The 26,910-nt window shown below is 44.5% G+C and carries 39 protein-coding genes and 6 pseudogenes; 26 read left to right on the top strand and 19 right to left on the bottom strand.

Annotated elements, in window-relative coordinates:
- Positions 1-209: 209 nt before the first annotated feature.
- The 11 genes and pseudogenes from JCM14467_RS02175 to JCM14467_RS02125 all read left to right on the top strand — a co-directional run.
- Positions 210-1,477 (top strand): annotated as a pseudogene (locus JCM14467_RS02175) (MFS transporter); the annotation flags it as partial.
- A 12-nt stretch (positions 1,478-1,489) separates the two neighbouring features.
- Positions 1,490-2,338: an alpha/beta fold hydrolase gene (locus JCM14467_RS02170; RefSeq protein ID WP_252900454.1), complete on the top strand. Its 849-nt coding sequence runs from the start codon at positions 1,490-1,492 to the stop codon at positions 2,336-2,338.
- A 1-nt stretch (position 2,339) separates the two neighbouring features.
- Positions 2,340-2,744, top strand: coding sequence for an AMP-binding protein (locus JCM14467_RS02165; protein ID WP_054848968.1), 405 nt, complete (start codon positions 2,340-2,342; stop codon positions 2,742-2,744).
- Positions 2,741-3,772 (top strand): class I adenylate-forming enzyme family protein, encoded by a 1,032-nt coding sequence (locus tag JCM14467_RS02160; protein ID WP_054848967.1) that lies wholly within the window; start codon positions 2,741-2,743, stop codon positions 3,770-3,772. Before JCM14467_RS02165 ends, JCM14467_RS02160 begins: the two co-directional genes overlap by 4 nt.
- A gap of 6 nt (positions 3,773-3,778) precedes the next feature.
- Entirely contained in the window at positions 3,779-4,156 is a 378-nt protein-coding gene (locus JCM14467_RS02155) for a hypothetical protein (RefSeq protein ID WP_054848966.1), read from the top strand.
- Positions 4,156-4,575 carry a hypothetical protein gene (locus JCM14467_RS02150; protein WP_054848965.1) on the top strand — a complete coding sequence of 140 codons (420 nt, stop codon included), beginning with the start codon at positions 4,156-4,158 and terminating at the stop codon, positions 4,573-4,575. The genes JCM14467_RS02155 and JCM14467_RS02150 overlap by 1 nt, the downstream gene beginning before the upstream one ends.
- A gap of 10 nt (positions 4,576-4,585) precedes the next feature.
- On the top strand, positions 4,586-4,765 hold the full coding sequence (locus tag JCM14467_RS02145) for a 3-oxoacyl-[acyl-carrier-protein] synthase III C-terminal domain-containing protein (RefSeq protein ID WP_252900453.1): 180 nt from the start codon (positions 4,586-4,588) through the stop codon (positions 4,763-4,765).
- 65 nt (positions 4,766-4,830) lie between these two features.
- Positions 4,831-5,376 (top strand): TetR/AcrR family transcriptional regulator, encoded by a 546-nt coding sequence (locus JCM14467_RS02140; protein WP_252900452.1) that lies wholly within the window; start codon positions 4,831-4,833, stop codon positions 5,374-5,376.
- Positions 5,377-5,575: 199 nt separating this feature from the next.
- A complete protein-coding gene (locus JCM14467_RS02135) occupies positions 5,576-7,165 on the top strand; it encodes an acyl-CoA dehydrogenase family protein (protein ID WP_252900451.1) in 1,590 nt (529 codons plus the stop codon).
- A 6-nt stretch (positions 7,166-7,171) separates the two neighbouring features.
- Positions 7,172-8,747 (top strand): annotated as a pseudogene (locus JCM14467_RS02130) (AMP-binding protein).
- Positions 8,748-8,902: 155 nt separating this feature from the next.
- Positions 8,903-9,340: a CBS domain-containing protein gene (locus JCM14467_RS02125; protein ID WP_054848962.1), complete on the top strand. Its 438-nt coding sequence runs from the start codon at positions 8,903-8,905 to the stop codon at positions 9,338-9,340.
- A 34-nt stretch (positions 9,341-9,374) separates the two neighbouring features.
- On the opposite strand, the gene JCM14467_RS02120 is transcribed toward JCM14467_RS02125, so the two are convergent.
- The 6 genes and pseudogenes from JCM14467_RS02120 to JCM14467_RS15045 all read right to left on the bottom strand — a co-directional run.
- Positions 9,375-9,971 carry a 2-oxoacid:acceptor oxidoreductase family protein gene (locus tag JCM14467_RS02120; protein WP_054848961.1) on the bottom strand — a complete coding sequence of 199 codons (597 nt, stop codon included), beginning with the start codon at positions 9,969-9,971 and terminating at the stop codon, positions 9,375-9,377.
- Positions 9,968-10,201: a 4Fe-4S dicluster domain-containing protein gene (locus tag JCM14467_RS02115; RefSeq protein ID WP_054848960.1), complete on the bottom strand. Its 234-nt coding sequence runs from the start codon at positions 10,199-10,201 to the stop codon at positions 9,968-9,970. Before JCM14467_RS02115 ends, JCM14467_RS02120 begins: the two co-directional genes overlap by 4 nt.
- Positions 10,191-10,349 (bottom strand): hypothetical protein, encoded by a 159-nt coding sequence (locus JCM14467_RS15055; protein ID WP_252900448.1) that lies wholly within the window; start codon positions 10,347-10,349, stop codon positions 10,191-10,193. The genes JCM14467_RS02115 and JCM14467_RS15055 overlap by 11 nt, the downstream gene beginning before the upstream one ends.
- A 26-nt stretch (positions 10,350-10,375) precedes the next feature.
- A complete protein-coding gene (locus JCM14467_RS02110) occupies positions 10,376-11,029 on the bottom strand; it encodes a thiamine pyrophosphate-dependent enzyme (protein ID WP_252900447.1) in 654 nt (217 codons plus the stop codon).
- Entirely contained in the window at positions 11,026-11,319 is a 294-nt protein-coding gene (locus JCM14467_RS15050) for a transketolase C-terminal domain-containing protein (protein ID WP_252900609.1), read from the bottom strand. Before JCM14467_RS15050 ends, JCM14467_RS02110 begins: the two co-directional genes overlap by 4 nt.
- A 276-nt stretch (positions 11,320-11,595) precedes the next feature.
- Positions 11,596-12,071, bottom strand: a pseudogene (locus JCM14467_RS15045) (thiamine pyrophosphate-binding protein); the annotation flags it as partial.
- A 127-nt stretch (positions 12,072-12,198) separates the two neighbouring features.
- Here JCM14467_RS15045 and JCM14467_RS02095 point away from each other — a divergent pair.
- Positions 12,199-13,089 (top strand): SDH family Clp fold serine proteinase, encoded by an 891-nt coding sequence (locus JCM14467_RS02095; RefSeq protein ID WP_054848957.1) that lies wholly within the window; start codon positions 12,199-12,201, stop codon positions 13,087-13,089.
- A gap of 74 nt (positions 13,090-13,163) precedes the next feature.
- Here JCM14467_RS02095 and JCM14467_RS02090 read toward each other — a convergent pair whose 3' ends face one another.
- Positions 13,164-13,670, bottom strand: a complete 507-nt coding sequence (locus tag JCM14467_RS02090; protein WP_054848956.1) for a hypothetical protein — start codon at positions 13,668-13,670, stop codon at positions 13,164-13,166.
- A gap of 65 nt (positions 13,671-13,735) precedes the next feature.
- Positions 13,736-14,512, bottom strand: coding sequence for a glycosyltransferase family 2 protein (locus JCM14467_RS02085; RefSeq protein WP_054848955.1), 777 nt, complete (start codon positions 14,510-14,512; stop codon positions 13,736-13,738).
- 149 nt (positions 14,513-14,661) lie between these two features.
- On the opposite strand from JCM14467_RS02085, the gene JCM14467_RS20330 reads away from it, so the two are divergent.
- A complete protein-coding gene (locus JCM14467_RS20330; RefSeq protein ID WP_252900446.1) occupies positions 14,662-14,904 on the top strand; it encodes a hypothetical protein in 243 nt (80 codons plus the stop codon).
- A pseudogene (gene bgaS, locus JCM14467_RS19750) lies at positions 14,880-16,128 on the top strand (beta-galactosidase BgaS). The gene JCM14467_RS20330 and the pseudogene bgaS overlap by 25 nt, the downstream one beginning before the upstream one ends.
- A 4-nt stretch (positions 16,129-16,132) precedes the next feature.
- Here bgaS and JCM14467_RS02075 read toward each other — a convergent pair.
- The 3 genes from JCM14467_RS02075 to vapB are packed head-to-tail and all read right to left on the bottom strand — an operon-like array spanning position 16,133 to position 16,752.
- A complete protein-coding gene (locus JCM14467_RS02075) occupies positions 16,133-16,411 on the bottom strand; it encodes a type II toxin-antitoxin system VapC family toxin (protein WP_252900443.1) in 279 nt (92 codons plus the stop codon).
- On the bottom strand, positions 16,374-16,532 hold the full coding sequence (locus JCM14467_RS15025; RefSeq protein ID WP_252900442.1) for a hypothetical protein: 159 nt from the start codon (positions 16,530-16,532) through the stop codon (positions 16,374-16,376). The genes JCM14467_RS02075 and JCM14467_RS15025 overlap by 38 nt, the downstream gene beginning before the upstream one ends.
- Positions 16,519-16,752, bottom strand: a complete 234-nt coding sequence (gene vapB, locus JCM14467_RS02070) for a type II toxin-antitoxin system VapB family antitoxin (RefSeq protein ID WP_054848954.1) — start codon at positions 16,750-16,752, stop codon at positions 16,519-16,521. The genes JCM14467_RS15025 and vapB overlap by 14 nt, the downstream gene beginning before the upstream one ends.
- Positions 16,753-16,897: 145 nt before the next feature.
- Here vapB and JCM14467_RS02065 point away from each other — a divergent pair, with 145 nt between their 5' ends.
- The 9 genes from JCM14467_RS02065 (at position 16,898) to JCM14467_RS02030 (ending at position 20,776) form a co-directional block, all read left to right on the top strand.
- On the top strand, positions 16,898-17,161 hold the full coding sequence (locus tag JCM14467_RS02065) for a hypothetical protein (protein ID WP_054848953.1): 264 nt from the start codon (positions 16,898-16,900) through the stop codon (positions 17,159-17,161).
- Positions 17,116-17,355 carry an MFS transporter gene (locus JCM14467_RS15020; RefSeq protein ID WP_252900441.1) on the top strand — a complete coding sequence of 80 codons (240 nt, stop codon included), beginning with the start codon at positions 17,116-17,118 and terminating at the stop codon, positions 17,353-17,355. The genes JCM14467_RS02065 and JCM14467_RS15020 overlap by 46 nt, the downstream gene beginning before the upstream one ends.
- Positions 17,356-17,521: 166 nt before the next feature.
- Positions 17,522-17,791, top strand: coding sequence for a hypothetical protein (locus JCM14467_RS02060; protein ID WP_054848952.1), 270 nt, complete (start codon positions 17,522-17,524; stop codon positions 17,789-17,791).
- A complete protein-coding gene (locus tag JCM14467_RS02055) occupies positions 17,761-18,717 on the top strand; it encodes an RNA-guided endonuclease TnpB family protein (protein WP_054848951.1) in 957 nt (318 codons plus the stop codon). Before JCM14467_RS02060 ends, JCM14467_RS02055 begins: the two co-directional genes overlap by 31 nt.
- A gap of 79 nt (positions 18,718-18,796) precedes the next feature.
- Positions 18,797-19,228: a hypothetical protein gene (locus tag JCM14467_RS02050; protein ID WP_252900440.1), complete on the top strand. Its 432-nt coding sequence runs from the start codon at positions 18,797-18,799 to the stop codon at positions 19,226-19,228.
- A gap of 43 nt (positions 19,229-19,271) precedes the next feature.
- Complete coding sequence (locus JCM14467_RS02045) at positions 19,272-19,655, top strand: HEPN domain-containing protein (protein ID WP_054848950.1); 384 nt, start codon at positions 19,272-19,274, stop codon at positions 19,653-19,655.
- Positions 19,624-20,037, top strand: a complete 414-nt coding sequence (locus JCM14467_RS02040) for a nucleotidyltransferase domain-containing protein (protein WP_054848949.1) — start codon at positions 19,624-19,626, stop codon at positions 20,035-20,037. Before JCM14467_RS02045 ends, JCM14467_RS02040 begins: the two co-directional genes overlap by 32 nt.
- A 128-nt stretch (positions 20,038-20,165) precedes the next feature.
- Positions 20,166-20,435 carry a HEPN domain-containing protein gene (locus JCM14467_RS02035; RefSeq protein ID WP_054848948.1) on the top strand — a complete coding sequence of 90 codons (270 nt, stop codon included), beginning with the start codon at positions 20,166-20,168 and terminating at the stop codon, positions 20,433-20,435.
- A 5-nt stretch (positions 20,436-20,440) separates the two neighbouring features.
- On the top strand, positions 20,441-20,776 hold the full coding sequence (locus tag JCM14467_RS02030) for a nucleotidyltransferase domain-containing protein (RefSeq protein WP_054848947.1): 336 nt from the start codon (positions 20,441-20,443) through the stop codon (positions 20,774-20,776).
- On the opposite strand, the gene JCM14467_RS02025 is transcribed toward JCM14467_RS02030, so the two are convergent.
- The 5 genes and pseudogenes from JCM14467_RS02025 to JCM14467_RS19740 all read right to left on the bottom strand — a co-directional run.
- Complete coding sequence (locus JCM14467_RS02025) at positions 20,769-21,506, bottom strand: hypothetical protein (protein ID WP_252900439.1); 738 nt, start codon at positions 21,504-21,506, stop codon at positions 20,769-20,771. The genes JCM14467_RS02030 and JCM14467_RS02025 overlap by 8 nt on opposite strands.
- A gap of 10 nt (positions 21,507-21,516) precedes the next feature.
- Positions 21,517-22,098, bottom strand: a complete 582-nt coding sequence (locus tag JCM14467_RS02020; RefSeq protein WP_054848945.1) for a hypothetical protein — start codon at positions 22,096-22,098, stop codon at positions 21,517-21,519.
- 105 nt (positions 22,099-22,203) lie between these two features.
- Positions 22,204-22,578, bottom strand: a complete 375-nt coding sequence (locus JCM14467_RS02015; RefSeq protein WP_054848944.1) for a cupin domain-containing protein — start codon at positions 22,576-22,578, stop codon at positions 22,204-22,206.
- A 41-nt stretch (positions 22,579-22,619) separates the two neighbouring features.
- Entirely contained in the window at positions 22,620-22,805 is a 186-nt protein-coding gene (locus JCM14467_RS19745; protein ID WP_342765452.1) for a PaREP1 family protein, read from the bottom strand.
- A gap of 73 nt (positions 22,806-22,878) precedes the next feature.
- Positions 22,879-23,043 (bottom strand): annotated as a pseudogene (locus tag JCM14467_RS19740) (PaREP1 family protein); the annotation flags it as partial.
- A 192-nt stretch (positions 23,044-23,235) separates the two neighbouring features.
- On the opposite strand from JCM14467_RS19740, the pseudogene JCM14467_RS02005 reads away from it, so the two are divergent.
- Both JCM14467_RS02005 and JCM14467_RS15015 read left to right on the top strand, forming a co-directional pair.
- Positions 23,236-23,865, top strand: a pseudogene (locus tag JCM14467_RS02005) (hypothetical protein).
- A gap of 92 nt (positions 23,866-23,957) precedes the next feature.
- Positions 23,958-24,140, top strand: coding sequence for a hypothetical protein (locus JCM14467_RS15015; protein WP_252900438.1), 183 nt, complete (start codon positions 23,958-23,960; stop codon positions 24,138-24,140).
- Here JCM14467_RS15015 and JCM14467_RS02000 read toward each other — a convergent pair.
- Together JCM14467_RS02000 and JCM14467_RS01995 are read right to left on the bottom strand one after the other, a co-directional pair.
- The gene (locus JCM14467_RS02000) at positions 24,102-24,593 is read right to left on the bottom strand and encodes a hypothetical protein (protein WP_252900437.1); all 492 of its coding nucleotides are present in this window, start codon (positions 24,591-24,593) and stop codon (positions 24,102-24,104) included. The genes JCM14467_RS15015 and JCM14467_RS02000 overlap by 39 nt on opposite strands.
- Before the next feature lie 71 nt (positions 24,594-24,664).
- Positions 24,665-25,444: an ABC transporter ATP-binding protein gene (locus JCM14467_RS01995; protein ID WP_054848942.1), complete on the bottom strand. Its 780-nt coding sequence runs from the start codon at positions 25,442-25,444 to the stop codon at positions 24,665-24,667.
- A gap of 119 nt (positions 25,445-25,563) precedes the next feature.
- Between JCM14467_RS01995 and JCM14467_RS01990 the strand changes: the two genes are divergently transcribed.
- Positions 25,564-26,037 carry a PaREP1 family protein gene (locus tag JCM14467_RS01990; protein ID WP_054848941.1) on the top strand — a complete coding sequence of 158 codons (474 nt, stop codon included), beginning with the start codon at positions 25,564-25,566 and terminating at the stop codon, positions 26,035-26,037.
- Between the two features lie 22 nt (positions 26,038-26,059).
- Here JCM14467_RS01990 and JCM14467_RS01985 read toward each other — a convergent pair whose 3' ends face one another.
- On the bottom strand, positions 26,060-26,905 hold the full coding sequence (locus tag JCM14467_RS01985; RefSeq protein WP_054848940.1) for a hypothetical protein: 846 nt from the start codon (positions 26,903-26,905) through the stop codon (positions 26,060-26,062).
- Positions 26,906-26,910 lie beyond the last annotated feature (5 nt).

Here is a 26,910-nt window from a genome sequence, read left to right as displayed (position 1 = left end):
TATATTAATTTATATCTAATCAAACTTAATGAAGAATTCTCTGGAAAATATTAAGTAGTAATACTTAAAAGCATTAAATTGGGCTAAACTTGACAGGTGGGTCAAGTGTCAGATAGAGAGCTCAAGCTCGGTGAGCTTAGAGCTCGAATTGATAGGATCCCAATACGACCCTACCTGTTTCTTGGATGGTTATTATAGGTCTCGGTTATTTCTTTGCATTTTACGATATATTAACCCTGTCCTTTGCCATTGTATCTCCAATGGTTCAACAACTACGTTTGTCCAGGTTAGAGCTTAGTGAGGCTGTTTCTGCGTCACTGTTTGGTTATATAATTGGTGCCTACTTTGTTGCTACGATAAGTGATTACTGGGGCCGTAGGTGGGGGTTGATTACTAATGCAATCTTGATAGCAATTGGTTCCCTGGGTAGTGCATTGGCTACGAATGCCCTGGTCCTCATTATTAGTAGGTTGATAACTGGTATGGGTATTGGTGCCGAGATAGCGATAATAAATACGTACATATCAGAGATTACGCCAGCCTCATTAGGGGTAAGATGGTTCAATTCACATACCTAGCTGGCGCATTGGGCTTTGCCGTAACTCCATTCATTGCATTTGCGTTGATACCAATGTCGCCGATTGGATGGAGGTGGTTATTTGGCTTGGGTGCATTAGTCGCGGCCGCAATTGTGCCATTACGATACCTAATGCCTGAAAGCCCTAGATGGCTCACAATAAAGGGTAAGATAGATGAGGCTGAGAGGGTTGTTAGGATGCTGGAGGAATTCGCCGAGAAGAAACTTGGTCACTTACCACCAATTCCACCGCCACTCCCTGAAAAGATATTAACGAAGTTCCCAACCGCCGAGTTGTTCAATAGGAAGTATGGGCCTAGGCTTGTAATGGCTACCCTATTTTGGTTCTTCGATTACATGCTTGCATACGGAGTGATTGGATTCGCACCATATATTTTCGTAGCCGCTGGCTTCACATTCACAACAGCCACGTGGTACATAGCGCTGGGTAGTATTGGTTACATAGTTGGTGCCTTATCCATGGCGCCAATAGCCGATAGGTGGGAGAGGAAGTACCTCGTTGCATCTGCCTTTAGCATAGCCACACTCGCGGTATTTTTATACGCCGTCGCGGTTGCCGTGCGTTCACCAATAGTACTAACAATAGGCGCATTCCTTGGTGCCTTCGCAACAGCCTTCGCAGTACCTGCCTACACATATACGGCTGAGTTATTCCCAACGAGGGCGAGGGCGAGTGGCTTTGCCTTAGCGGATGGCGTTGGTCATCTTGGTGGTGCCGTAGTCCCCTTCATAATATACCTCGTCTTTAACCCATTAAAACCACTTAGCACTGGTGTATGGACCTTCGTATTGCTCGGCATATTCGAAATAATTGCAACGTTGATAGTACTTACAGGCCCTAGGACAACCAAGTTAAGGCTTGAGCAGGTTTCTGATTAAATGGGTGAACGCATGGGGAGCGGCTACGTGATTACTAGGGATGGAACATCAATATACTATGAAATTGATGGAGAGGGAGAACCACTCGTCTTAATTGAGGGTCTGGGCTATGCCAATTGGATGTGGATTAAACAAAGACAGTTAGCTAGTAGTGTAAAATTGATAATATATGATAATAGGGGTGTTGGATTATCGTCAAAGCCAGATAGGCCATATACCATGGACGACTTTGCTAATGACCTTGAAGACCTTCTAAATTACCTATCAATAGACCGTGCATTCTTATGGGGTGTCTCAATGGGTGGTATGATAGCTATGTATTTTGCATATAGAAGCCCAGATAGGGTTAAGGGATTAATTCTCGGTGAGACCAATTTTGGCGTTAAGTCATTACCGCCAAGTAAGGAGGCACTTGAAGTCTTAATGCAACCTCCTAAGCCAAGTCTTGATAGGAAGCAGGCGTTGATAGAGAGGATGAGGGTTGCGTTTTCTAGGAGTTACTTTGAGTCTCATAGGGATGAGATTGAACGTATAGTGGAGATTAGGATGAGGTTTGAGGAGGATCCAAAGGCATATAATAATCAGCTTGCCGCCGTATTATCATTTGACTTTAAGGATAGGCTGCCTAATATTACGGTACCAACATTAATAGTTACTGGCGATGAGGATTACGTAGTTAATCCCCAAAACTCCTACATAATGAATCAGTTAATGCCAAATAGTAAGCTCGTAATATTGAAGGGGGCGGGGCATTTAGCGATTATAGAGCGTGCTGATGACTATAATAGATTGGTTCTTAACTTCATAAGAGATGTTCTAAATGGTGAATTTAAGCCATCAAAGGAGCCCACGGTGATTTAACATGCTTGAGAGCCTACTTAGGCATAGGGCTAGGATTGAGGACTCGATTGCGATTAAGGTTGGGGAGAATGCATATACGTATTCACAGCTTGAGACTTTGTCGAATAAAATAGCCTATGCGTTGGATAAGCTGGGTGTGAGGACTGGCGATAGGGTCGTGACCCTCGTGAAGTCGCCACTGCACCATGTTGCATTATTCTTTGCGCTGAGGAAGATAGGAGCTGCATTAGTGCCTGTAAATCCAAGGCTTGGAAAGGAGTTCTTGAGATTCGTGGCTAATGATGTTAATCCAGCCCTCATTATTGATGATTATTTCGGTGAAGGTATAAGTACCGATAAAGTACTTGAGACGGCAATTAATGAGTATAGGTATGAGTATCGCATGAACCTTGATGAGATTGCATGATACTATACACAGGCGGTACAACAGGGCCGCCAAAGGGTGCCATGGTACATGAAGGATCCATACTATGGAATGCGATAATAACGGTCCTGTCGTGGGGCTTAACGAAGAATGATTGTACCCTCGTATCACTGCCTCTCTACCATACTGGTGGATGGAACGTCCTCCTAATGCCATTATTATTAGTTGGTGGTCGAGTTGTACTGCCGGAAACCGATAAATTTGACCCTGACTGGACAATACAGACATTGGCCAGGGAGAAATGTACGATATACATGGGTGTACCTACGATGCTTGACGCCATAAGTAAGTCGCCCCTTTTTGATAAGGTTGATCTATCACACGTGTTATTTATAGATGGTGGTGGTCCATTATTACCAAGTGTAGCTAAACGCTTTATTGATAAGAACTATAGGATTTTCCAGGGCTATGGATTAACAGAGGCAGGTCCTAACAACTTCTACATATCGCCGGAGCGGTATAGGAATAAAATAATGTCCGTAGGGAAACCACTCCTTTTCGTAGAGATGAAGTTGTCTGATGATGGCGAGTTATTAATAAAGGGACCCCACGTCTTTAAGGGATACTGGAATAGGCCCAGTGAGAACCCATTTACAAGTGATGGCTACCTGAAGACCGGGGACCTATTCGCAATAGATAACGAGGGTGATTTTTCATTCCTCGATAGGAAGAAGGACATGATTAAGACAGGGGGCGAGAATGTATACTCAACCGAGGTTGAGGCGGCACTAAAGGAATTACCGTACATTGACGATGCTGCGGTGTTCGGTGTTCCTGATGAGCATTGGGGTGAAGCCGTTGTTGCAGTAGTCGTTAGGAAGCCAGGATTTAAGGTAACTGAGGATGATGTGAAGAGGGATCTCAAGAAGATCTTAGCATCGTATAAAGTACCTAAGCGCATAATATTTGTCAGGGAAATACCAAAGACGCAAATAGGTAAGATCTCAAAGAGGGAATTACGCGAGAGATATCTGAGGGATGGATTCAAGGATGTACTTGATACTTCGTGATTCAACATGAGACGTGCGTACATAGTAGATTATGAATTGTACATACCGAGTACGTACGTTGATTATAAAGCATTAGCATTAGAAACGGGACTACCTGATTGGGTGGTAAAGGATAAGTTAGGTATTAATAGAAAGCCTATTGAGCGGACGTTATATGTTTCTGACATGGCTAAGCTTGTCGCTGAGAGATTAATGAGTAAGTATACTAACGTAAAAATCGACCTGGTAGTATATGCGGGCTCTGATTTTAAGGATAAGTACGTGTGGGACGTGGCACCTGACGTGATTGGCTACTTGGGTTTGAGTGGAGCCTATGGTGTTGATGTATCGATGCAGTGTGTTAGTAGTATTGTTGCCCTGGACTTATTAAAGCCAAGTTGGTAGTGAGGGATGAGGACTCCTACGTATTGTTGGTAAGCGCCACTAAGCAGAGTATGATAGTTAATTATAGGGATAAAGCCTCCACGTTCATGTATGATTTTTCGGATGGGGCGGTTGCGGTTTTATTAAGTAATGTGTATGGTAAGTATGAAATTCTCGAGAGCTCCATAGTAACTGATGGGAGGTTCTCAAACGTAGTATATCAGAGGCTGGGTGAAAGATTTGTTGATGATGCTAACCAAAGCTATTTGCTACAGGTAAATAGGTCCAATGAATTTAATAAGAATTTTGAGGAAATCTCATTAAAGAATTTCCTACACGTGATAAGAGATGCAATAGAAAGGAGCGGCTTTAAGGTAAGTGATGTGGATTACTTCGCAATACTTCATATGAAGCGTTCATTCCATGAAAAAAATACTTAAGGAATTAGGCGTGTCCTTGGATAAGTCAATATATCTCGAGGATTATGGACATATGCAGGCTGTGGATCCATTCCTATCATTATGGCTAGCTGAACAAAGCGGTAAGATAAGGAAGGGCAGCATCATTGTTTTAGTCGCCGCAGGTACTGGGTGGACGTGGGGTGCCACCGTCCTTCAAAGAATTAGTTAGTTTCATTAGTCTTCATTATTGTAAAAATTATTTAAATTTATACCATTTATTAGAATACCACTAGCATGAGGTATACTCCAAAGACAAAGAAAGGTGAGGATTCACTCAATAAAATAATCAATGCAGCAATAACCGTAATCGCAGAGAAGGGATTTAACAATGCATCAATAGACGAAATAACATCTAAGGCCGGAGTATCGCACGGACTATTTTATTTCTACTTCAGGAATAAGGATGAGTTATTGGCTGAGTTAATTAGGCGTATAAATAGGGATATGAGACATTACCTAACATTAAGCACAGCAGGTCTTAATAACAGAGTCTTAATCGAGAAGAAAGGGTTCGAGGCCTTCTTTGATTGGATATACTATAATCAGTATCTGTATAAAATATTAATAGAGGCTGAATCAAATAATCTAGAGCTTTACAAATGGCATTATATTAAGCTCTCCGAGAGATATTCTCAGAAATTGTTAGAGGCAATGAATAAGGGTGAAATAGCAAGGTATAATCCTGAGGTTTTATCATTCGTATTAATGGGCATAGCCGATTTCATAGCCAAGAGATACATACTTTGGACGAACTCAAAAAATTCCCGAGCACGTCATTAATGATGTGAACAGGATAATTGAACGTATACTAACCCCTTAATCTTATTATTACAGTAAATAATTTATTTAATAAATAATAAATGAATATATAAAAACAATACCTATAACTTTTAAATAAGTAATGCAAAATCATTTATATATGGCGCGGAGTACCAATACTAGTTTAGAAGTATATGGTTTTCTATCTAATATTTATGGCATGAACGTATACGATGCAGATAAGCCATTACAAAGGGTCTTGCAACACTTCCTCGGTAAGGTACCTCCTCTGCATGGTTTAGGTGATTTCGCTGGGCGTGACCTGCTTGAGGTTACGGATTACGTTGATAAGGTTTCGAGGCCTAGGCATATTATGTGGGATGTTAATGGTAATAGGGTTGACAGGGTTTGGTTGAATCCTGCGGAGAGGTGGGCTATTGAGAGATTAGTACTGGACTTTGGTATAAATAAGCCCCCGTACCATGGTGGTAGTTGGCATGAGCACTATGCAATGGGTTACCTGGTCTCGGATCCTGGTCTTTATTGCATAATTACAATAACGATCCAGACAGCGTACGCCCTCTATAAGTATGGTAATGATGAGTTGAGGAAATACGTACCAAGGCTCATCGGCGATGAGACGCCGATTAATTTTGGTGCCACATGGTTTACGGAGATTCAGGGAGGTAGTGATTTGGGTGCCAATACTACGAATGCCAAGAGGGATGGTGATAGGTGGAGACTATACGGTGATAAGTACTTCGCCAGTGGGGTTGGGTTAGCCGACATTGCGTTGACCTCGGCAAGGCCGGAAGGTGGTAAAGCCGGTGCTAAGGGGTTGGCGTTGTTTGCCGTTCCTCGTTTAGATTCGAAGGGTAATCTTAACTTCATAGTTAGGAGGTTAAAGGATAAGAGTGGTACGAACTCGGTGCCGACCGGCGAGGCTGAGTTTCACGGCAGTGAGGCCTACCTGGTTGGTGAATTAAATAACGGCATTTACTACATAATGGAGGACTTAATGGTGTCAAGGCTCGCCAATGCAATTGGTGCTGTTGGCATTGCTAGGAAGGCGTACCTTGAGGCTTATGAATATGCGAATAAGAGGAGGGCATTTGGCAAGTTGCTTATTGAGCATCCGTTAGTTATTAGGGATTTGATGGATATGGAGGTGACCATTGAAGGTGCGACTGCATTGGTCTTTAAGGCAATAAATGAATTTGATAAGTCGTGGCATGATAAGCCACCATACAGTGAGCACTATCACTACACAAGGTTACTGACGCATATTGCCAAGAACGTCACTGCGGATGCTGCGGCATACGTGACGAGACTTGCCATGGAGCTTCATGGCGGTATTGGGTTCCTCAGTGAGTACCCTATTGAGAGGTGGCATAGGGAGGCCTTGATAACGCCTATTTGGGAGGGCACGAGCAACATACAGGCGTTGGACATGCTTGAGGCAATGACTAAGAAGAATGCCCACGTTACAATGCTTAATGACCTTGAGAATACCGTGGCTGAAATTAAGACGTACCATGGTATTGCCGAGTCCGCTATGAACGTTATAAGAAATACGTTACAGACAATATCGACGCTGAGCCCATTGGAGGTCGAGTTTAGGGCTAAGGATGTACTATTGTCGCTAGGCCACGCGATTGCCGTGATAACCCTGGTGCATATTGCGGATAGATTAGGAATGGATAGATACGCAACGGTTGCTGAGTTATACCTTGAGAAGTACTTACAGGGTGGTTATAAGGTTGGTTCGTATGATTTAGGTAAAAAGATCGTGGATATTGAGGAGGGGTGATGAGAAATGGAGAGATTAGGTATTGGTTTTACTGTACATGGCGTTATAAGGAGGGCTGCAACACTATGCCCTGAGACTGAGGTTGTTTGGAGGGTAATAGAATTGGTTATGGTGAGGTGTATAGGCGAATTATTTCGCTGGCGAATTCATTATTATCCCTAGGCATACGTAAGGATACTGTTATAGGTGTGGCTGATTGGAATACATTGCCAATGTTTGAGTTACACTATGCAGCTGCCATGATTGGTGCGGTCATTTATCCAGTGAACATTAGATTACCTCCGGATCAAATAGCCTATACGATTAAGGTGGCTGATGTTGAGTGGTTATTCTATTCTAGTGATTTTAAGGCTCTAAGTACCTTAGTTAATAAGGATAAGACCGTGGGGCTAAGCCCTGACTGCGATGCGAAGTACTGCTATAATGACCTAGTTAATGGTAGAAGCACTAAGGAGCCTGAGGTTGAGGTTACTGGGAAGGACTATTTCTCGATATTATTCACATCGGGTACGACAGGTCTTCCTAAGGCTGTCAGGTATACGCATGAAAAGTTTATTCACGGCGCATTGGCTATAGCGTACCAACTAGGCATGTATAATACTCCAGCCAGTCTTCATCAGGGTGATACGATAATGCCATTAATACCATTCTATCATATTCATTCATGGGGTAGCTTTATTCATGCACCATACCTCTGTAGTAAGTACGTGCTAATGGGTAGGTTCACACCTGATAAGGCATTAACGTTAATAGAGACTGAGAAGGTTACGTGGATAAATGCCGTTCCAACAATGATGTACATGCTCATAGATACCGCAGAGAGGATGAACAAATTAGACGTACTAAGTGGATTAAAGGCTTTAGTTGGTGGTATGCCAATAACAAGTGGACTCGCTAAGAGGATGCATGAGCTTGGTATAAGTTTCTCATCCATATATGGAGGAACCGATATGCTAGCCACATCGATATCATTAGCACCGAAGAATTACGGCTCAATGGATGAATTCCTTGATTATATAAGATTAACAACACATCCTGTACCCTTTGTTGAGATAAGGATAGTCGATCCAGCCACAGGTAAGGATGTTGGCCCGGGCGAAATTGGTGAAGTCTGGCTACGAGCTCCATGGCTACCCTATGAATATTATAAGGATCCTGATAAGACTAGGGAAAGCTATGTAGGTAGCTGGTTTAAAACAGGTGATGTTGGTGTGCTGCTTAGCGACGGTGGATTAAGAATACTTGATAGGCTTAAGGACGTGATCAAGAGTGGCGGTGAGTGGATACCAACGAGTATTCTTGAAGCCATAATTTCGAATATACCGGTATTGACTTAGTGGCTGTGATTGGGAGACCTCATGAAAAGTGGGGTGAGAGACCAATAGCCGTTATAAAGCCTAAGGAGGGCTATAACCTAAGTAAGGAGCAGATATATGAGACGTTAAATAGGGAGGTTAGTGCCGGTAGGATACCTAAGTGGTGGGTGCCAGACGACATTATTTTTGTGAGGGAGATACCATTAACAAGCACGGGTAAGATTGATAAGAAGGAATTGAAAAAGAACATACTTGGTTTACGATAATTACTTTAAATAATGTACTAGTAATATCATGATTGTATTGGTATTTATTATAATTCATTTACATATTGTCCTATTATATTTATAAAGCATTCGCTGAGTGCACGTTATGTACCTTATAATAGCCTTTATATTTCATAACTTGCCTCGGTATCCTGATGAGTACTACTGTTGACAAAGTACTTAGGAGGAAGGGAGTCACCATTAGTGCTAATGCTTCGGTTAAGGAGGCTATTGAATTAATGAGTAAGGAGGGTACGGACTACCTAATAGTGGTTGATGATGGTAAGGTTGTAGGTATAGTCACTGCTAATGATATAATAAGGACTGTTGGTAAGGCAGGTAATTTAGACGTGAGTGTTGCTCAGTGTTGCCTGTATAATCGATTAGTCACTGTGAGGTTAAATGACAGCATTTATAGGGCTGCCATGTTAATGAGTGAGTATGGTGTTAAACAGTTGCTTGTTGTTGATGATAGTGGTAACCCATGTGGTGTGTTAACGGCTGATGACGTGATTTGTGAGGACAGGTTAATATCTAGGATGGCTGAACTGGTAGTGCTAAAGCCGTCTGAGGAGTATTACGGTGCTGACTAAATTTTAATCGATTGACTTAGGAAAAATACCTTAGTTAAAAATCATTTATCTTTATCATTTTATAACCAATCTCTAGCGCCTTGATATTCTTATTAATTAAGTCTTCGACCCCAACTCTCCTTCCAAGTAATGTCTCCTTGAAGTACTTAATAACTACCTGTTTTGCGCATTCCAACATTAACTTGCCCTTTAATAGCTCTGTATTGCCCAGGTAATTTATTGAGGCTCCCAGCATTATTGTTGATGCAAATACATCACCACCTATTTGTCTCGCACTAGTCACTATACTCAATTCATAATGTCTCTTATTACCACATTTCCCTATGCTCTTATTGACATGTTCATCAATTACTATTAGCCCATCATCCCTAACAAACTCACAGTACTTATTATACGCCTGCTGCGTGAGCATGAATGCAAGGTCTATCCTCCTTGCCTTTGGGTAATCTATCTCCTCATCACTAATTATCACATCCGATAACGCATCACCACCACGGGTTTGGAACCCGTACGATGGACTGTAAACCACGTATAGGCTTGGATCGGCCTCAATGATTATTAATGCTAACAACCTACCGGCCGTAATCACGCCCTGACCTCCAAAACCCGCGAACCTAACCTCAAGCCTCACGTACCGTCACCTCTTATTATCGTTATTGCGTAGTCGGGGCAGTAAAGCTCGCATATTCCGCAGTCCATGCACCTATCTACGTACTTAGCCACGGGTAGGAATGCGCCGTAATCACCAACAATGTTGGATATCTCGAATACCTTCATTGGGCATTTATCCACGCAGATGTAGCAGCCCTTGCATAGGTATTTATCCACGTCGATTCTAATCACGAGGAGTTTACGCTTCATACCCACCACCCTCCCTGGCCTTACTCATTATGTTCCACATTATCTCCTCGTAGGTTGGTTTCTCATAGTCCACGAACTTACCAATGGTTATCTTATCCCCGTACCTAGGCTCGTTAGATACCACGGTTATCCTTAGGAAGTAATCCATTATTTTCGATGGTCTATCAATACCGATTACATACCTACCCTGATAAACAGGGCATTGGGATAGGCATTCAAGTATGCCGAAGCCCCTGTGGAGGAGTAATTCCTTAATTGATTGTATGCACTGTCTGGCCAATGGTACTGCCCACCTGCCACGTAAGTGGCGCCGAGGGATACAGCTAACCTACACGCGTCCAACGGTGGTTCTGGGTTTCCATAGGGTGTTGTGTGGGTTATGGCATCCATAGGCGTCGTTGGCGCCACCTGCCCTCCTGTCATTCCATAGAGCATGTTGTTTACGAGGATGACCTTTATACCAACATTCCTCCTTATCGTGTGTATCAGATGATTACCGCCAATTGATAATAGGTCACCATCGCCTGCGAATACCACTACCTCACTATCAGGCCTAACGAGTTTTATCCCCGTAGCCACCGAGAGTGCCCTGCCGTGTAGTGCACGTACAATGTTGTACTTAAGTGGTACTGGTATGTTGCCTGAGCAGCCAATGCCAGTCACTATGTATATTTTTGAGTCATCGAATTTACCCTCACGCTTTAACTCATCGATCGCCCTGATGAAGTAGCCAAGTATTATGCCGTTGCCACAGCCTGGGCAGAATATGGTCCTCCTCTTACCCTGGGCATACTCACTACGCAGGTATTTCTGAATGAGTGGGTTCATGAAACGACACCCCTTACGACACTATATATCTCCTCGGGTGTTGGCATTTCACCACCTAACTTCGGTATTGGCACTACATTTAGGCCGAGTAACCTGAACTCACGGGCCATGTAGCCCGCATTCATTTCGGGGACTACGACCGTGCTCGCATTTCTTAAGGCATTTTTAATGGCGTTTTCTGGAAATGGCCAAAGGGTTATTAACCGTAGAAAGCCAACCCTATAACCCTCACGCCGGAGCATCTTAACAGCCGCCAACGCGGACCTCGCAGAGCATCCGTAAGATGCCACGAAAACCTCAGGCTCATCCTCGAAATACTTAACCTCAATCCTTGATATCCTATCCACATTATCCCTAATCTTCCTTATCAAACGCCATAACGCCTTAGCCGAGAGCTCCGGATCATTAGCCACATTATAACCCCTCTCATCATGTAGTTGACCCTCGAGCAGGAAGCCCTCATCACCATGGGTTGGTGGCGTCACGTGGGGTAGCACCGGGTATTCGCCAGGGTCTGGTATGTAAATTTTCTCCCATAGGTGCACAGTAACCTCCTCAGTGAGTAGTATCACGGGTGTACGATATTGCTCAGACAGGTTAATGGCATCAATCGTTAAGTAGAACAATTCCTGAACATTGCTTGGGCTTAGGACGATTATTTCGTAAGAACCGTGAGAGCCATACCTGGCTTGAAAAACATCCTGCTGTGATGGCATCGTTGGTTGCCCAGTCGATGGCCCACCCCTCTGAACATCAACCACCAATAGCGGTACCTCAGCATTGATCGCATGACCAATGCCCTCCTGCATCAGTGAGAAACCTGGACCGCTGGTGGCGACCATCGCCTTCCAACCAGCCACCGAGCACCAATGGCCATATTTATAGCCGCCAACTCATCCTCAGTCTGCACGAAAATACCGCCGGCTTTAGGCAACAATTGAGACATGTACTCAGCAATCTCCGTCGCTGGCGTTATTGGGTAACCGGCATAAAACCTAATACCGGCATAAATGGCACCACGGACCAGGGCTTCACTACCCATAATCAACGAGTATTTACCCATTAGCGATCCCATATTATAGAAAATACGAATAATATTAAAATATTGTATCATGAAGTCATTAAGGTATATGATAATGTTTATTAAATATATTAAGTAATGATTTGTAATGTTTCTCGATGTATACACAGATATACTCGGCTATCTATTCTGGATACTACTCTTCATAGCAATGCTATCACCATGGTTATCAATGAGATCATTACAACACGCGAGGCTAAGGCTCATAGAGTTTATGGAGCGTAAGTACGGGTCTAGGGTGATAACGATGATACATAGGCAGGAGAAGATTGGGCTCCTTGGTGTTCCGATCTATAGGTACATAGACATTGAGGATTCTGAAGCCATTATAAGGGCCATTAGGACAACACCACCTAATATGCCGATTATGCTCATCCTGCACACGCCAGGAGGTCTTGTACTCGCCGCATCACAGATAGCCAAGGCCCTTAAGGCACACCCAGCTAAGAAGGTTGTCGTGGTACCTCATTACGCCATGAGCGGAGGCACATTAATTGCCCTGGCAGCCGATGAGATAATAATGGACCCAAATGCCGTGTTAGGCCCATTAGACCCGCAACTCGGTGGACCCGGTGGGACGTACTTTCCTGCGCCGTCTATTCTTAGGGCAGTTGAGATTAAGGGTAAGGATAAGGTTGATGACCAAACATTAATACTTGCGGATATGGCTGAGAAGGCTATCCGGCAGGTGAAGGAATTGGTCATTGAATTAATAAGGGATAAGGTTGGTGAGGAGAGGGCTCAGCAGATAGCTGATAGACTCGTGAGTGGTTACTACACTCATGATTATCCAATAACCGTGGAGGAATTAAGGGAAATGGGGCTTAAGGTATCGATTGATGTACCGCCTGAGGTTTATGAATTAATGATGCTATACCCGCAGGCCAGGACAAATAGACCGGGGATTGAGTATTTGCCATACCCAATAGTGCCGAGACCTACAACAAGGGAGACAAGGAGTGAGATAGTATTTCCATGATCAATTCCTAGGTAAGTGAAGCTTAAATAGAAAGAAATAACTATTTTTAATCTGAATTCCCTAGCTATATGTCATTACTTTCTCGATTTTCTCATTAGGGCGATTATTATTACTATCAACACAACAATTATCACTATGATTATTGCTATTAAGAACATGCTTTCGTTGCTTGTTGAGTTATTTATCCTGGGCGTGGATATTGTTATGTTTATTTGGTTTGTGAAGTTCTCATTTGTTAAATAGAAGGTGTATGTTCTGAAGACCGGTGACCCATTTACCGTCGCATTGATCGTGATCGTAATAATATCTTCCTTGCCAGGTAATGGAGGTGGTGGTTGCGGGATTAATGCTATGCCCTCATTGTTTGTTGTCGTTGTACCGTAAGCCTGAAGCATCTGTGTTGTGTATGATTGCACAAATTCCATGTACGTAATTGAGGCATTGCCTAAGGGACCCACGCCCTGGACCGCCACATTTACCTGAATGGTGTTTTGTGATGCCAGTGACGTTATTGTCGTTATGGTGATTGCCATTAGTATTGATATAACCAAGTATTTGGTGAATTCATTCTTGTTGATCACGATTATGGAACAATGATCCTGGTGTATATAAGTATTACGTCATGTGTCAAGTTAACATCCGTAAACTACTTGCAGGTATTATGTTCCCTGATTATTCTGTTAAATAACTCGTGATCCTTAGCGGCCATGTCCATGAGTTCACCATTTAGGATTTTTCTCGATGTTTGCCCACCATGAATTCTATACCTAGTTAAGATGATTGGTTCGTGCACTACGGTGTAACATTGACTTAATACTAATATGAAGAATATGGCATCTGAATATAAGTTAATACTTTCAATGAAATCAAGTCTACCTATCAATGCATCCCTAATTGCTGACAGGCTTGACGTGTTGTAGAATAATGACCAATAATCAGCATGCAACCAATCATCAACCTTAGAACGCATGTAAAGATCAATACTATTCTTAATAACGGCTCTCCTATTGAGGATCATTGAGCAGTAATAGGCTGGCAAATCATCGCAATTCAGCTCATTACCATTAGTATCAATGAATTGAAAAAGGTTATGATAAAGACCAAGCCCAGTGATTTTGCCGAACACCTCCTCTACATGGTTAAGCTTGTTTTGTAACCACTCATCGTCATCGTCAAGAAATGCAACAACATCACCGCTCGACTCTTTAATGCCCCTGGCCCACATTGGGCCTACCCTAGTACTTACATGATGAACCACAAAACCGTACGGATCAACCAATTCCCTAATTTCCCTATCGTCATATGACATAACAACAATTAACTCATTAGGCTTCCTAGATTGATTAATCACTGAAGAAATAGCGTATCTAAGCAGTGGTGCCCTAGACCTCGTGGTGCTTATAATTAATGCCGTTATTTCCACATAAAGGGTCCCTCCTATTAAGAGTTTTAATGATTATTGCAGTCAATTCTTCATAAACTATCCACTCGTAATTAACAACATTTAACAGGATAGAACCTTAAGTATGGTTATGGTAATTCCTAAAAACAATACTAATTCTAAGTTAATACGTGACACTGACATTCCCCAAAAACTTCCGGTTTGGCTGGTCCCAGGCAGGTTTTCAACATGAGATGGGCATACCAGGCGATGAAGACCCAAACAGTGATTGGTGGGTTTGGGTTCATGATATGGATAATATAGTCTCAGGCCTTGTTAGTGGTGATTTTCCGGAAACGGACCTGGCTACTGGAGCCTTTACAGGGTTTTTCATGATAACGCCGTTAAGATGGGCCTTGACATTGCCAGGATAAACGTTGAATGGTCAAGGCTATTCCCGAAACCAATGCCTGAGCCACCCAGTGGTAATGTCGAGGTCGTTGGCGATAAGGTCGTTAAAGTTGATGTCGATGAACGTGACTTGAGGAAGCTTGATGAGGCGGTTAATAGGGCGGCCCTTGAACATTACAGGGCCATATTCAACGACTTAAAGAATAGGAACATATTCCTCATACTGAACCTATACCACTGGCCATTGCCAATATGGGTTCATGACCCAATAAGGGTTAGGAAGGGCGACCTCTCTGGACCCACGGGTTGGCTCGATGTTAAGACCGTGATTAACTTCGCCAGATTCGCAGCATACGTGGCTTGGAAGTTTGAGGACTTAGTTGACATATACTCAACAATGAATGAACAACGTGGTTGCCTGGAACGGTTATATCAACGTCAAATTCGGCTTCCCACCTGGGTACTTAAATCCCGAGTTTATGAGGAAGGCCCTGATTAATTTAATACAGGCACATGCGAGGGCCTATGATGCAATTAGGATCATTAGTAAGAAACCTATTGGATTAATCTACGCAAATACTGCTTATACACCATTAACGGAGAAGGATACAAAAGCCGTGGAATTAGCAGAGCAGGATACCAGGTGGTCATTCTTCGACGCAATAATCCACGGTAACCTGTACGGTGAGGCCAGGGAGGACCTTAGGAATAGGCTCGACTGGATCGGCATCAATTACTACTCAAGACTTGTGGTTAGGTTAATCGGTGATAACTTATACACTATGGTACCCGGTTACGGACATGCCTGCGAGAGGAACTCAATTAGTCCCGACAATAGGCCCTGCAGTGACTTTGGCTGGGAACTGTATCCCGAGGGTCTCTATGACGTATTAATGAAGTATTGGAAGAGGTATCACCTACCTATCTACGTCACCGAGAATGGGATAGCGGACTCAGCCGACTACCTAAGGCCCTACTACCTAGTCAGCCACATATACCAGGTACATAGGGCGTTGAGTGATGGCGTTGACGTTAGGGGTTACCTGCACTGGTCCTTGACGGATAATTATGAGTGGGCCTCGGGCTTTAGCATGAGGTTTGGACTCCTATACGTTGACTATACAACTAAGAAGCAGTACTGGAGACCATCAGCCTACATCTATAGGGAGATTGCACTGAATAAGGCGATACCCGATGAGTTAATGCACCTAAACACAGTGCCACCCGTGAGACCACTGAGGAAGTGAACGCTTACGGTGGTGCAATGACGATTACGCCCATTTTCTTAGCAACTTCCCCTTGCTTATTATCGAGCGTTAAGAGCGGTAATCCCTTAGCGGTTGCTAATGCTATGTATAATGCATCATATATGGGTATTTTATGACCGAGCGCTATCATAAATGCCTCATTAATGTACTTCTCCTCAGGCTCTATGACTATGTTTTTGCCAATTAAAGTCATTACCGATTCGTGAAGCTTAACGGCGTATTCCCTAGTGATGAGCCCTAACCTGCGCCTTCCATATTGCATTCATGACCTCCTTAATTATGTGGTCAACCGATACGGAGTTCATAATGTACTTACTTAATGATTGCCAGCCTGGTTCCTTGAGTATGAATGCCGTTAGGGCTGACGCATCAATTACTATCACGGTCCTCCCTCACTGAGTTCACCGAGAATCCCTTTGGGACGCTTATTGGTATTTTCTCGAGCTCCTCAACGACGCGCTTAATATTCTCCTCAGCCTCCAACTCCCTAATCCTCTCCTCAATGAATCTCCTCAATTCCTCAGCCCAGTTAACCCTGTCTCTAAACCGCTCCATCTTCTCCTTAATCTCCCTCCTAACCTTGAAACTAACGACACTTGACATTTAATTACCTAATAGTATGCCAGTTAATAAGCCCTCTGGTATACCATATGTATACCAAATCGAATTACCGTAATGGGGAATTTAAGATGGAATATCTAGCAACGTGAGTCAGATTTATAATCAATACTGATATCGGATTCCTCCCGTGCTTAGGAGCGTTGGTGGTGTGAGGCTTAGTCCTGAGGCGTGGAGGTACTTGGCTGTCCTAGCCTCGATATCAATCGTCACGATGTACGTCGAAATGGTTGTTATGCCATCATTACTAACCATTGAGAGGCAGTACGGTGTTACTGAGTCTGAGGTTTCGTGGGTCTTATCCGCCGAGACCCTGGCCGGCTTGGCGTTTGCGCTATCCTCGGTAAGTTGGCTGATACCTACGGTAGGAAGAGAGTCCTACTCATTACGTTGATGGTCTACTTCATTGCGGTCTTCCTAACAAGCATGGCGCCAACATTCCCAATACTGGTCATGCTGAGGGCCATCCAGGGCATTGGGCTGAGTATAAACCCGATAGCCGTTTTGTTTTACAGTGCTTTTTGCGGTTTTTGGTTGCTTTCATTCGCTTTCTTCTATTACTATTACTTTGATCTTTTTCCCGTGTAGTTTTGAGAGCTTTTCTTGGTATTGTTTTGGTGGGTATATTAGGTATTTCCTCATTGTTTTCACGATCTTCGCCTCGAATACGTATATGGTCACCATACTCTCTCTCAAGCAAGAAAGAGTGAAAAAAACTTATAAATTTACACTCCTTAATTTAACTGGTGTTCCGATGAGGGTGTTTATCCACCAGCCTTGGTGGATGCCTGAGGGATTGCGTTACAGGGCGTTAAAGGCAGAGGCGGAGGTTGTTGAAGGGAGCATTAATGACTTGTTATGGGACCTTGCTATCCATAGGCATGCACTACAAAGGGTTGTTGATGCTTTGTGGGAATTGGATGAGCTGCCAAGGAGGAGCAAATTGCATCAACTGTTCTACCCAATGCTTAGGAATTACGGATTCAGGGCCATGTGGCTAGAAACATCTACGACAGTGCATTAGCCATCGTTAAGTCAGCCAGAAGTAATGGCAGCAATAAACCACGAGTAAGGAAATTCACTGCAAGGCTAGACAACTATGACGCAAAGGTCGAGCTTGACAAGGGAGTCGTCAAGGTCATCCTAAGGGACAAATGGTATGTGCTAAGGCTCAAACATAGGAGGGAATACATCGAGAGGTTCATCGGCCTAAGGTGGAAGGAGGTTCACGTGAAGTACGAGGGCAAGAGGTTATTCGTCAGCATAGTCTTTGAAGTTAGGTACGAGCCTTACGCACCTAAAGGCTTCATGGCCGTTGACGTGAACCTTAGGATGATAACAACATTCAACGGAACCGAGGTCAGGAGGTTTAGGACCAGGCTCATCGATGCATTGAGTAAGAGGGCTAGGGTCGAGGAACTACAGAAGAAATACCCAAAGAGATGGAGATTCAATGAGAGAATCCTAAACAGGATAAAGGCACTCCACAGGAGGGCTAGGAATATCGTCATTGATTCATCGTGGAAGTTGGCTAGGGAAATAGTCACGAGGGCTTATAAGCATGGGCATGCAATAATCCTTGAGAATTTGGAACACCTTAGGGACTCAATCAATGAGAAGAATAATGACATCAGATGGAAGCTAACGCTGTTTGCCTACAGAAAGCTACAGCATGCGATCATTGCAAAGGCGATTGAACACAACGTACCAGTGATCATCGTGGACCCAAGGAATACATCAACCACATGCCCGAGGTGCGGTTCAAGGCTAACCTACATCCATAGACTGGCATTTTGCAGAAACTGCGGATTCATTGGTGATAGGGATGTTGTCGGAGCCATGAACATATGGTTAAGGGCTGTGCAGGCGTGTGCGGGGTTGCCAGGGTCAACCCAAAGCGCCTCCCCAATGAACAATGAAACCAGACAGAGCAGGGGAACAAAAAAATGAAGAAATGAAGAAAACAAACAGACCTAAACCCCCAATATCTCTAATCATGCTTTTCGCAGGGCCACTCTATGGAGTGCTAATGAGCACAATCGGTTATAGGAGGGTTTTGGTTGTTACGTCGGGCATGGCGACCATTGGTGGGCTTCTAATGGCGGCTACGGTGTATGTTCATGAGTTGATGGTAACGATATTGGTCATGATATTCAGCATGATAGGTATTGCTGGGATGACGGTGACGAGGATCACGCTCTTAATATCGTCAACCTCAAGGGAGAGGATGGCCACAATGACTGGTACGAACACGGCCATGAGACTAATGGGGAACACCCTAGGCCCAGTGATCGCTGGCTCCCTGGAGACGACCTACAAGACGCCAATACTCGCCTATTACCTAAACGGCATGCCCATATTCTATGAGGTGCCTGGCAGGGAGGCCTTCGTACTATCCTTCATGATAGCCGCAGCCACGGCATTCATAGTCATGGTAATGTCGACTAAGGTGACAAAATAAACCTTATAACGTTGAAGTATTCATTGATTTTTGCAGGGTCTTAATGGCTGAAATTTGGTTGAATAAGGCAAGGAGATTTAGGGATTACGCTAGGGAGGACTTAGTGAATAATCGATATGATTCAGCGGCCTTCTTTGCCCAGCAATCCGTTGAATTATTAATAAAGGGTTTGTTGATAAAGCTTGGTGGGTCGCGACCAATAACCCACTCAACATCTGAATTGCTTCAGTACTTAATGAGACTTATAGGTAAAGAGGCACCCCAAGAAGTTGTTAGATGCGCAGAGTCGCTTGAGCAGCACTATGTCCAGGCGCGTTATCCGGATTCGAGAATTAATGATTATAGGAGGTGGGAGGCTGAGGAAGCGGTTAAGTGCATGGACTTGGTGTGGGACTATGTACAGCAGGTGGTTGGAGGTACTCAATGAGGTTACCAGATTGAGGGAGGCCAGGTTTAGGGAGGTACTTAGTGAGTTATGCGGTAGATCCCTCGTGGTCGTCCTATTCGGTTCCAGGGCCAGAGGTGATAACACACCATTGAGTGATTGGGACTTGATGGCCATCGTGCCCAGTGGCGAGTATAGAGTCGAGGCTCTGGATATTGGGCAGGTGGTTTGGCTTCCACTTAGTAGGCTGGGTGAGGTCCTTGAGCATTCAATGATAATACTTGATGCCGTGACTGATGGTAAGGTGCTCTGCGGTGATTCAAGGGTTTTTGAGGAGGTTAGGGGTAGGGTTAATGAGTATGTTAAGGAGAGGAATCTCGTTAGGACTAGGGATGGCTGGTTCCCAAGAAGCATTGTTAGATAATAACCCGAGAACATTACTTGATGAAGTTTCCTGGATTCAAGGGCTGAGGAGTTCCTGGAGCAGGGGAAGTTCGCTTATGAGAGAGGTTATTACGACTTGGTGATGTTTTATGATGAGCAGTTCATGCGTTGAAGCTTAAGTCATTACTATTTAGTTTCATTGGTGATTACCCACGGACGCATAGGTTAACCCAACTATTCACGGAAGTAATGAGGTTAGTAAACAATAAATGCGGCATATCTGATTTTTACAACGGTAATAGGGAGATGATACTACTGCTGGAGTTCGCGTACATCGCCAGTCGGTACATGCCGCCGAGGTTTACTAAGGAGAATGTCGATAAGGCACTGGTCATTACGGAGAGGTTTAACGAGGTGGTTAGGCGTCTACTCTCGTAGATTTATTGCTCGATATTAAAAGGGTTAGGGATAGGATACTTAATAACATTGATTATTACTTAGACAGGATTAAGTATGCCGTGCTTAAGCTTGACCCAAATGCGGAGCTAATGCTCATAGGTAGTTACGTGCGTGGCGACTTTAGGGCTGATAGTGATGTTAATGTCCTGGTGATATCTGACGTGTATGGTGATGACCCGCATAAGTACGTGGAGCTTGTCATGAGGATTATCGAGGAGGTTGGTGAGGAGGTCCTAATGCTCTTCGAGTTTCACGTTGTTACCAGGAGGACCTATGAGGATTGGTATGGCAGGTTCATTGATGTTTATAGGCTTATTTAATGCCTAGGTAATTACAGGTGTGGATTTCATCAATACCGACGCTTCTCAACGCGTTTATGAATTCCTGCCCAACACCGCCAGGCACCGTAAACGTGTAGGTAGTACCGGCATACCTAATCCTTAGAGTATCAAGTCTATTCCCATAAACATCATGCCAGCCAAGGCTGGCGATACAGATTACTGCCTCGCTAAGGGGTATGTCCAGTACATCCCTGGTGCCAGTCATAATACGCAACCTATCACTATAGAGCTGTAGGCTTGCAATGTCCGTAGCCAGGCTCCTCCTAAATGCTTGGTAACCCCTTATTAATAGGTAGGAGAAGCCACCATCCATCCCGGCAAAGATTAGGAAGCCAACCAGTAGGTTAAGCCAATGGCTTGGGTTCACAATCATCTCCCAGGCAATAGCAAGCATAACGAAGCCGAAGAGAACATTGGTAACAACGAGCTTAACCAGGACAGGCCTTGTACTTGGGACGAGGGCCCTCCCATAACTCCATATTACCCCAAATTCCCCAGTCCATGCGGGTTCACGCCTACTGGAGATGTAGGCCCTGAGTGAGTATAGCATGGTGCCAATGCCCGGTAAGGTTAGGTAGACGAGGTAGTAAATATCATGCATTATGTAGAATAGGTAAAGCCCAATTAGGGCTAGGACGAGGCCGATAATGAGTGCTAGGTAAGCATTCCTCGGTGCACGCTGTGGGCCATAAACAATCACACTGCCCATGGCCCACCACCTAGCAGGCTAGGTTCCACCTCTCCAGTATTATCGGCCCAACCCTCTTCCTCTTCTCCCCACACCAATCAATCCTAGGCTTACCAAAGTCCCTCGTCAAGACCAGGTTCAACTGCCTACACTGCTCGGTGTCTATGACCAGCGTATAGCCAATACCGTAGTGATTAATGAGTAGTTCCACCTCGCCTGGGTAGTACGCTGGGCCGTATTGGGGCCCGTATGACTGCATTGGTGGTGCGTACTCAATAACGCATGGGTTGAATTCATCAATTGGCACGGTAACCTCCTCGCCATTGGTTGTGATGAACCAGGCGTAGTCCCTATAGAGCGCGAATTCTCTGATGGACCTGTACGTCCTATTGTACCTTACCTGGCGAACCATGTCCCATACGGCTAGCCCAGCCATGAGGGCGAAGAATAGTTGTATTAGGGCGTATTCCCATGTTGGTATGTGGTACTTTGGTGGTAGTAGTATGCCCACGAAGTACCAGAGTAGGCCAATAATAATGAGGGCGAGTATGTCTCGTGAGTAGTTCCTCTTGCCGTATGCCGTTGGCTTAATCCTCAGCACAGGCTCGCTCATTAATAAATTGAAAGTAAACCAGATATTTAAGTGTAACTGTCCAATTTCTAACTCTAATAAATTAAAACCATAATACCTAAAGTTTATTTAAGTACATTCAACGCATTATTCAAGAACGTTTATACTCATATCCTCCTCATAGGATATAACTGTTACAACCTCCAAGTCCTCATTGCCAACATTCACGATTGAGTGCGGCGTGTTGGGGCTCACGAACACGCACATGCCCGGCTTGACATCAATAACGTCCTTATCCACAGTCATTTCACCAAAGCCTCTCAGTACTATGAAGGTCTCCGCATAGGCATGCCTATGAAGTGGCGCCCTACCGCCTGGCTTAATGACCTGTCTCCTAACTGCGTATTTGGGGTTATCGCCTTTGTCCACTAGCCATTGGGTGTATACGCCCGTGGCGCCCCTGATGTTTAGTGGCTCCTGTTTCACACTGGTTATATCATTAATAACCTTGTAATTGGGCATGAACTACTGCCCTACTTATGACTTTATACGTGTTTCTCAGGTTATCCATTACGTGGATTCTGGCTGGTCTTCACTAGCCTGATTGTTTCGTTTACCATCCTCTCGATATAAGGTAATCTAGTCCTTACGGCTTCTGGGTCTAGTTTTTCTTCGTGGAATCCCCACACGTGGAGGTAGTTTGCGTCGTCCCAAGCCGTTGTGAACCATTCGCCTAGTTTTTCGCTTATTTTTTTCGACTGCTTTCTCGAGTTCGGTCACAGTCCACCTACCTCTACCGTTGACTTTGGTTAGTATGTCCTTTAAATCGTAGTATTGGGCCAAGACCTTAACGCATTCTTCAGCAGCCTTGTAGAGCTTCTCACTGGCTTGCACGGGATCTTTATCAATTAACTCCCTACCCTCATTGAGGTACTTAATTGCAAGCTCAACCCTAGCCTCAATCACCGTGTCTGGGTCTAAGTCCATGACCCTTATTAACGCGTCGAGTATTACATCCTCAGGGTCAAGACCCCTCCTCCTCAACTCCTCAATTATTATACTTGGTATCGTTACTTTCTCAACCATTAACTAGGTAGTACCTCGCTAATTTTTATACCTTCGCATTAATTATGGCGTTGCAAGAAATACTTAAAAATTATTCATGACCCTTGATCTACCGTGGATCTTGGCATATTCTTCGCGGCGTTTGGTATAAGCCTGCTTGAGCTTTCGGAGGCTGGTGCCGTCACGGCGATTTACCAGGGGATTTACAGGGGGTTCAAGCCAGTGCTTTATGCAATAGCTGGCGTACTCCTCGTCCTAGTGCCCACCTTTACCGTTGGTCGGTACATAGTTTACCTACCCCTGGACTACGTGCTGGCTGCATCCTCCGTAATACTATTTTACTTCGGGTATAGGCTACTGAGGAGCGCCCGTAGGGCGTTTAAGAGGGCTGGGAAAGGTAAGGGTGGTGAGGAGGAGCGTGGCGACTTAGCCGTCGTGTTTACGGTATCGGCCATAGAGCCTTTGAGGCTGCCCTCGTGTTAATTGCGTTAATACCAAGGAGTTATGCATCAACTGATGGGCACGTTGACAGCGGCGGCCATAGTAATCGTACTCACCACGATTATTAAGGATCAAATAGCCAGGATTAGGCTTCCGCACCTTAAGTACGTGCTCTCGGCCCTACTCTTCAGCCTGGGCACGCTGTGGGCTATTGAGGCTGTGGGTTTCGACGTGACGGACCTGGTGTTGATACCATTCTTCCTGACATACCTCGGCATTAACTACTTAATAATTAAACTATGAATAATTTACCATTAAGTGACCTCCTCACCTCTCGTTATTAAACCGATCCTATTAACTGGCGTTTTAAAGGCAATGAAAATGGATGCCAACGCATGATTATTGATGCGACACTTAATTCAATATTCAATTGCCCCAGGTATGCCGTGAAGTTTGAAGTTGCGTTAGGCATAATTGGGGATGCGATTATTAATGTTATAATGAGTATTACGAGACTGGGTATTGAGACGATGGTGAAGCTAGGTTCTTTGTTGACCCAATGCCCGTGGAGATCTTGAAGTACCTGGCTTATTAAGCCCAATGAGTATGCTAAGGCCCGTGGTGAATAGCCCAACGCCTAAGGGCGTTAATAACATGGCGGTGAGTAGGGAATACGTAATGTTAGGAGCCACAATGTAAAGTGGGACTATAGCAATGATCTCAGCCAGTAGGTAGAATACGGCAAATGAGGATAGGCCTACGAGGTATAAAGCCTTAATGATCTCCCCATCACTTACTCCATTGCCGAACAGCATTTCGAAAACGCCGTTTTGGACATCCGCCTGTATTGTGCCGAGGACTATGAGTGAGGATAGTATGGATACGAATAATGATGCCATGCCTATTAGGATTACAGACATCGAGACCCTCACAAAGGCCACAGCCTCCTCTGCGGGTAGGTTAACTCCATGGATATTCTCAGGATTAGCCGTGGCAATCACAAAAGCGAGCATTGTTATGGTGAATAACATGGCGATTAACATGGTTAATAAGGTTATGAAGTAGTAAGTCCTACCAACTCCAAGCCCTCCTCAGGTAAGCCCTAATCATCGTCACCACCCAATAACTCATCAATTGCTGAGTTCCTGACCTCGAGTACGTTGAACCCCTCGGACCTCAACTTATCAACGATACCCGGCACCTCATTAACGCCGACCTCAATGACCCTAGTCTCACGGCCCCTCTTAGCCACCACCCTCATTGATCCACCAAGCTCAGAAACACTCCCATGGAAGACTACCTTGCCCTTCCTGAGTATTACCAAGTCATCGGCTAGTTCCAGGGCCTCCGACGGTATATGAGTCGTGTAAATCACCACACCACGTAATTGCTTCACTATTTCCTTAACCCTACCAGCAAAATTCACGTCAAGACCGTCAGTAGGCTCATCAAAGATGTAAACCCTGGGATTGCCAAGCATTGCAATGGCGACCTCAACAATCCTCCTCTGCCCATTACTCAATGAACCAACCTTATTATTCAATAGGTCCTTGATCCCAAGCCTATCAATGACTTCATCCAGGTTATTGGCGTTTTTAACCTCGGCGTAGAACTCCAGGTTCTCAATCACGGTCATGTTAGGGTCAAGACCGCTGGCGTGGCTTACGTAACCAACGTCACCCCTACGCAGCGGCCTACCATCAAGGGTTATTGAGCCCCTTATTGGCTTGATCACGCCGGCTATGGCTCTTAAAAGCGTTGTCTTCCCCGAACCATTGGGCCCCAGCACCACTGTCCTGCCCTCATTGAACTCCGTAGTTAACCCATTAATAATAACCCTACCTCCATAACCAACAACTAAGTCATTAACGCTTAACTTCATGGATTCATTCCTACCATTATTATGATTTTATTTAAGTCTTTCGAATATATGAGAAAGCGCTTGGAAAGTTTCTAAATACCAAGACTTTTAAGCTTCGCCCTGTATAATGTGGTGAGTTTATGATTGAGTTAAGGCTCAACCTTGACGATATTGGAAAGGCAAGACTTAAGGAGGCTACGGCCGAGCTTGAGTTGGCTGAGAAATTCCTTAACGATGGGTTAATTAGAAATGCGGCTGGTAAGGCATTCCAAGCCTGGAAGTCTTACATGTCGTACCTAGCCATTAGGAATAAGGATCTATTTAACTTCGGTGGTTATAAGAGGGTTGATCGTAACGTTAGGGTTTCAAGGAATGATTGGGTGCTTGCAGTCATGCCTACGAACATGCTTATGGAGGTGGCAGGTAAATTGGCTGGGAGGGTTCCTAACGTCGTGGAGTTAACGTCGACAGCCCTGTTAATGCATGAGTACCAGTACAACGGGCCTGACCCAACGGGTGTCGTGAGTAGAATACCCAGTGATGAGGTTGCGAGGCAGGTAATCTCCAGCTTCATAGCCAGGGTTAGGGAGGTTATCATGCATAATGAGGGATAGTATTTCAGAATTTGCCGCTGATTTACTCCTTATTCATGTATTTGTTGGCTATTATGTCCATTACCTTAATGAGTTCATTACCTGCAGTGGCGTTTTCCCTCGACCTTAACACCACCTCATTGTCCGATTCACTTATTTCGTAGTTACTCACGTATAGGGCGTTGGCGACCCAGGTTGCGTACTCAATAGCCCTGTTCTCGCCAAATGTCCTCACTGCATCTCCGTGTATCACTACCTCGAGTGGGTTCATCCTCACGGTGATTAAAGGCTTGCAGGCACTCATTTTCTCAAGGCATAACTCAACGTGAGTACCACCACTTAATACCCTGAGCATCAGGTTTTGCCCATCAATACTGCCGTAGGTCTTAATAATGCCAGTTGTTAGAATGCCCGTTGGTATGCTCGCTGTTGGTTGTGCCGCCTCCGTGGTTTGCGTTGCCTCCTGCTGCCGTGCCTCCACTGACTGAGTCACTATGCCGAGGGACGTGAGCACCTCGTTGAATGCATTGATTATGGTATTCATGTTTTGGCTAACCCACTCTGGGTAATGCTTAACCCCCTTTATCCTCAATTCCACATCACCACGCTCCACAGCCTCGTAATTCTCAATGCCCAATGCCCTGGCTAACCTAACCGCGGTAATCCTAGCCGTGTCCATACCGAATAATTCCATGAACTTACTCGTAACCCTTATCATGGTATTATAATGGTGGCAGCCCGTACTTAATTCAATTAGTATTTCAGGAACCCCTCTCTGGTCGAGGGCTGCCAGGTTTATGAAGCATGGCAGGTCATCTAACCTAACCTCCTCAAGGACTAATTCATAATTTCTGTACGGCCCGTAACTTTTTAAGATGTTATGGCTCATAACCC

The organism is Vulcanisaeta sp. JCM 14467, assembly GCF_001316245.1.
Taxonomy (GTDB): domain Archaea; phylum Thermoproteota; class Thermoprotei; order Thermoproteales; family Thermocladiaceae; genus Vulcanisaeta.
The sequence above is the reverse complement of the archived record's forward strand: the minus strand, read 5'-3'. Positions and strand labels throughout refer to the sequence as shown.